This window comes from Gammaproteobacteria bacterium (genome assembly GCA_028817255.1).
Taxonomy (GTDB): Bacteria; Pseudomonadota; Gammaproteobacteria; order Porifericomitales; family Porifericomitaceae; genus Porifericomes; species Porifericomes azotivorans.
In genome coordinates, this window is record JAPPQA010000118.1 from 1 (window position 1) to 4,938 (window position 4,938).

5 protein-coding genes are annotated in these 4,938 nt (G+C 70.6%); 3 read left to right on the forward strand and 2 right to left on the reverse strand.

Going from position 1 to position 4,938, the window contains the following annotated elements; all coding sequences use genetic code 11:
• Both OXU43_05350 and thiO read right to left on the reverse strand, forming a co-directional pair.
• Window positions 1–199 (reverse strand): hypothetical protein (locus OXU43_05350; GenBank protein ID MDD9824578.1); only part of this gene is annotated, 199 nt, incomplete at its 3' end.
• 221 nt (window positions 200–420) lie between these two features.
• Entirely contained in the window at window positions 421–1,572 is a 1,152-nt protein-coding gene (gene thiO / locus OXU43_05355; protein ID MDD9824579.1) for a glycine oxidase ThiO, read from the reverse strand.
• Between the two features lie 117 nt (window positions 1,573–1,689).
• Here thiO and OXU43_05360 point away from each other — a divergent pair, with 117 nt between their 5' ends.
• The 3 genes from OXU43_05360 to OXU43_05370 are packed head-to-tail and all read left to right on the forward strand — an operon-like array spanning window position 1,690 to window position 4,513.
• On the forward strand, window positions 1,690–2,319 hold the full coding sequence (locus OXU43_05360) for a GspH/FimT family pseudopilin (GenBank protein ID MDD9824580.1): 630 nt from the start codon (window positions 1,690–1,692) through the stop codon (window positions 2,317–2,319).
• Window positions 2,320–2,342: 23 nt separating this feature from the next.
• Window positions 2,343–3,326 (forward strand): type IV pilus modification protein PilV, encoded by a 984-nt coding sequence (gene pilV / locus OXU43_05365; GenBank protein MDD9824581.1) that lies wholly within the window; start codon window positions 2,343–2,345, stop codon window positions 3,324–3,326.
• 41 nt (window positions 3,327–3,367) lie between these two features.
• Complete coding sequence (locus tag OXU43_05370) at window positions 3,368–4,513, forward strand: PilW family protein (GenBank protein ID MDD9824582.1); 1,146 nt, start codon at window positions 3,368–3,370, stop codon at window positions 4,511–4,513.
• Window positions 4,514–4,938: the final 425 nt, after the last annotated feature.

The following is a 4,938-nucleotide window of genomic DNA, read 5'->3' on the forward strand; positions in this document are numbered from 1 at the left end:
TTGGGGCCACCGAGATGTCCAGCCCGCTTATGAGCAAATCGAGCTTGGCATCCACTGCGGCGATTTTTCCATCCAACGCGGCAATTTTCTCGCCGTTTTGGACCACTTTGTTGGCGGTCCAGCCCCAAAGCCCCAGCATGGCGGTCAGCAGCACGGTCCCGACGAGTTCCAGAATCCAGGTTTTTTCCAGCCGTTCCATTTTGCGCTCCTTGCACATTTCGCTCTCCTTAGCAGGTTACGGGACCCGGGGAGGGGTCGGGGGCGCGAAATGCGCCCCCCGCCGCCCGCCTGCGGGCTGGCCCATTAGTATAGCAAACCCATGCGGGCGGCCATCCGCTGCCTGGAGTCGCCCAAGCCGTTTTGCCATCCCCGCCTCTGTTCAAGCCAGGGGCAAGCCGGCGAACACGGCGCCGGGGGCGCTCACGAGCCGGCTCCGCCCGGGCGCCCGCCCCGGGCGGCAGAGGCTTCGGTCTCCCCGGGCGCCGGCATGGCCAGTGCTGGCGGCGGCGCCTCTCCGCGCACGATGCAGCCGGTCAGCAGCTCCGCCGAGACGGGCGCCAGCAGGATGCCGTTGCGGAAGTGGCCGGTATTGAGATACAGGTTATCGAAGCCCGGCGCCGGCCCGATATAAGGCGTGCGCCGCCGCCCGGCCGGGCGCAGCCCGCCCCAGTGCGCGCAACAGGGCCGGCCCTTTAGCGCCGGCAGCAGGCGCCAGGCGGCGGCCTGCAGGTCGCGCCGGGCATCCGGCGTCCCCCGCGCGTCGAAACCCGCCTCTTCCACGGTGCTGCCGGCCAGCGCCAGGCCGTCGTTGCGCAACACCAGGTAATGTTCTCCCCGCAGCAGGATGGGGGCCGGGCGCTCGCCGCGGATGCGGAAGGCGACCATCTGGCCGCGCACGGGGCGGATCAGCGCCGGCAGGCCGAGGGCGCGCAGCAAGCCTCCGCTCCAGGCGCCGGCGGCGAGCACGAAGCGGCCGGCGGTCAGGCGCGTCCCCCGCCGCGTGCGCACGGCCAGGATGCGCCGCCCCCGCCGCTCCCAGGCGACCGCCTCTTCGCCCTCCCGGCACTCCACCCCGCAGCGGGCCAACTGCCGCCGCAGGGCGCGCAACAGCTGGCGCGGCGCCAACTGGCTTACCTCGGGCAGCCACAGCGCCGGCCGCCGCGCCGGCCGCAGCCCGGGCCGGAAGCGGCGCAGCTCTTCCGGCGCCAGCGTCTCCAGCGCGATCCCGTAGCGGGCCGCCCAGCGCGCGGCGGCCTGTCGTTCGCCCGCCGCCTCTTCGCCGGCCTCCAGCAGCAGCATGCCGCTGCGCCGCCAGCGCGGATCTACGCCGGTGTCGCGCAACTCGGCCGCCAGGGACGGGTACAGCGCCAGGCTGCGGCGCGCCAGCTCCTGGATCGCCGCCGGCGGCTGCCAGGGCCGCAACGGAGACAGGATTCCCCCGCCCGCGCGGCTGGCCCCGCAGCCGAGGCGGGCGCGCTCCAGCACCAGCACCCGCAGCCCTTCCCGCGCCAGCGCGCGCGCCCCCAGCAGGCCCAGCAGGCCGCCGCCCACGATCAGGACGTCCCGGCTCAAGGATCGCCGCCGCGATTGCCGCCGCGGCGGCCCGGATCGCCGCCGTTCGTCGGCCCGTCGCCGCCGTTCGTCGGAAAACGGCGGATTCGCCTTGCAATACCGGCTAAACTCCAAGACATGAACGCCGCAAAGCGCATCTTCCCGGTCGCCGGGCCCAACGCTGGGCACAGCGCCGGGCCCAACGCCGGGCCCGGCACGCCCGGCAGGCAATCCGGCGTCACGCTGGTCGAGGCCATGGTGGCCATCCTCGTGCTCTCCCTGTTGCTGGGGCTCGGCGTCCCCGGTTTCGTCACCATGTTCAAGAATAATCGCATGGTCAGCATGGCAAATGAACTGGTTGCCGATATCAACCTGGCGCGCAGCGAGGCGATCAAGCGCAACGGGCAGGTGGGGCTGTGCGCCAGCAGCACCGGCGCCGCCTGCCTCACCGGCGCGTCCAGCAAGCAGTGGGAGGGCGGCTGGACGGTGTTCTACGACGGCGACAAGAGCGGGGATCTGGGCACCCAGGACTGCTCTTCCGCCGTTCTGGACTGCAGACTCGCCGGCAACAAGGGCCTGGACACGGGCATGACCCTGCGCTCCAGCTTCGCGGACGCCCTGATCTACAAATCCTCCGGCAGCGCCGACCAGCCGTCGGGCACATTCGGCCTGTGCGACGACCGCGGCGCCGCCAGCGGCCGCACCGTCCTGGTGTCGCGCAGCGGCCGTCCCCGGGTTACCTCCCCCTCCGCCAACTGCACGCCCTGATCGCGCCCCATGACATCGCGCCCATGAAAACCATGAAAACCATGCCATCCATGCCGCCGCCCATGCCGCCGCCCGCGCTCGGGGCGCGTCCCCCGGCGCGTCACCGCGGCTTCTCGCTGGTGGAGGTGCTGGTGGCCATCACCATCTTCGCCATCGGCTTTCTGGCGCTGGCGGCCATGCAGGTCAGCGGTCTGCGCGCCACCCAGATCAGCAACTACCGTTCCCTGGCCATGTTCCACGCGCAGACCATCGCCGACCAGATGCGCGCCAACCGCGTCGCGTTGCGGCTTGCCAACAATCCCTACTATGCCGCCCCGCCGCCGGTGGGCGGCACCCCCAGCGCTGATGAGCAAGCGTTGCTGGCGGCCCAGACCGCTGTAGCTAACGCCCAGCAGACCGTCTCCGACAGGGAGGCGGAGGCCGCGGAGCGGGCAGCGGCGCAGACGATATGCGACGATGCGAACGCGGCGTACAACACAGTAAACGCAGATCCGAACGCCGATTGGCTTACGCAAGTTTACCCGGCGCGGCAGGCCGCCCTCCAGGCGTGCGCCGCTCCTGAACTTAGCGGTCCTGCCCCGGATGTCGCTGGCGCGCAGGCCACGCTCACTACCGCCAACGCCGCTCTCCAGAACGCCAGGCAGACCGCCATTAGCAACGGGCTCGACCCCAACGCGGTGGACTCGCTGATCGGCGCCCTCCAGCAGGCGTCGGCGACCGTGAGCACGTGCACCTCCGCGGTGTGCACGGCCGAGGAACTCGCCCGCTTCGAGATTCGGCGCTGGCGCGAGGCGATTGGGGGATCCCTGCCGCAGGGCCAGGGCATCGTCTGCATAGACAGCACGCCCGACGACGGCGACCCCAGCAACTGGCTGTGCGACGACATCGGCGACGTGGTCGCCATCAAGATCGGTTGGCTGGAGCAGGCCGCGGCCGGCGCATTGCAGGGCAGCACCCTCCTCAATACCGAGCGGCAGCGGATCGTCGTCCGCCTGGCGAAACTGTGAGGCCGCCCGTGCGGAACCCGGCGCAGAATTCGGTACGGACCATGAAACGGACCATGAAACCCTTTGCCGCAATCGCAGGCATCGCAGCCATCGCGGCGCGCTGCCCGGCGGGACGGGCGAGCGGGCAGCGGCAGGCCGGCCTGAGCCTGATCGAGGTGATGGTGACCATCGCCATCAGCCTGGTCCTGATGGCGGGGCTGATCGAGCTGTTCGTCGCCAACAAGCAGGGCTATCGCATCCAGGAGGGCATCTCCCGGCTGAACGAGGATTCCCGCTACGCCATGACGCAGCTCCAGCACCACATGCGCATGGCGAGTCACTGGGGCGGCGGCGGGAGCGCCGATTTCCAGGGGACGCCGCCCACCATTGCCGGCGATTGCGCGTTCCCCGCGCCGCCGGGGCCGGCGGGCTACGTGCGGGGATTGCTCGCCTTCGAGAGGGCGCAGTTGGGGACCAGCCCCGGTTGCGCGGCCGCGGCGAACGAGACGGCCGTTGACAGCCATGTGCTGGTCGCGCGCTTCGCCAACGCCGCGCAGGTGCCCGACGCCTCCCTGCAAAGCAACCGCGTCTATGTGCGCAGCCGCATCGAACACGCCGCCCGCATCTTCCATAATGTCGGGGGTTTCAACCTGAGCACCGCCTTCCCCTCCAGCGCCGGGCTGGGCGCCGCCGCCGCCGCCAACCATACTTACGAGCAGGTGATCTATTACCTGCGGCGGTGCACGGATCCCGGCGCCGACGGCGACTGCAACACCGCCGACGACGGGGACGACGACCCCATCCTGCGCCGCCTGCGGCTGGTGAACGCCGGCATGGTCGCCGAGGATGTCGCCCAGGGCGTGGAGCACTTCCGCCTGCTGTTTATGCTGGACCCCACCGGCGCCGGCGATCGCATCGAGTACCTGGCCCCCGCCCTGGTGGCCTCCGCCACGGCCTACGGCGACGACCCCTGGCAGGCGGTGCGCGGCGCCTATGTGCAGCTGCTGATCCGCGTGCCGGAGGTGGATATCGGCGCGGACGACACCACGGAATACGCATTTCTCAGCGGTCCGTCTTATCTGCCCTGCGGGCGGGACGCCAGCAACAATCAGGTGGACTGCACCCTGCGCAACTACCGCCGGCGCTTGCTCACCGCGCTGGTGCATTTGCGCAACCATGCGCTGGGCGGCGCGGCGGCGACGCCGTGACGGAGGCGGAGGCGGGAACCCATGAGAATCCATAACGCGAGCCATAGAGAGCGAGGAGGCAGCACGATGAGCAAGCGAGCCATAGCGAGCGAGACAGCAAGCAAGCGCGGGCCGGCGCAAGCCGTTACGCAACCGAGGGGAAAAGATTCCCACCCCGCCGCTCAACCTGCCCCGCTATTCCTGCCCCTGTTCAAGCCAGGGGCAAGCCTGCGGCCTCATTCTTTCCATCACTCCCCCCTTGAGGGGGAGTCGCAGCAGCCAAGCCGCCGGGCGGCGCCGGCTGCCGCGGTGGGGGGAAGGCGGCCCTTGCGGTTCTCTTGGGCGGTGGGGTGTAGCAGGCGCTTTAGCGGCTCCCCCCACCGGCGCGACCTCGGGCTGGCGCCCTCGTCTTGCCGACTCCCCCTCAAGGGGGGAGTGATGCGTAA

Bases quoted from the DNA above. Each gene is read 5' to 3' on its own strand.
- pilV (MDD9824581.1), top strand. From the start codon at position 2,343: ATGAAAACCATGAAAACCATGCCATCCATGCCGCCGCCCATGCCGCCG.
- OXU43_05360 (MDD9824580.1), top strand. From the start codon at position 1,690: ATGAACGCCGCAAAGCGCATCTTCCCGGTCGCCGGGCCCAACGCTGGG.
- OXU43_05370 (MDD9824582.1), top strand. From the start codon at position 3,368: ATGAAACGGACCATGAAACCCTTTGCCGCAATCGCAGGCATCGCAGCC.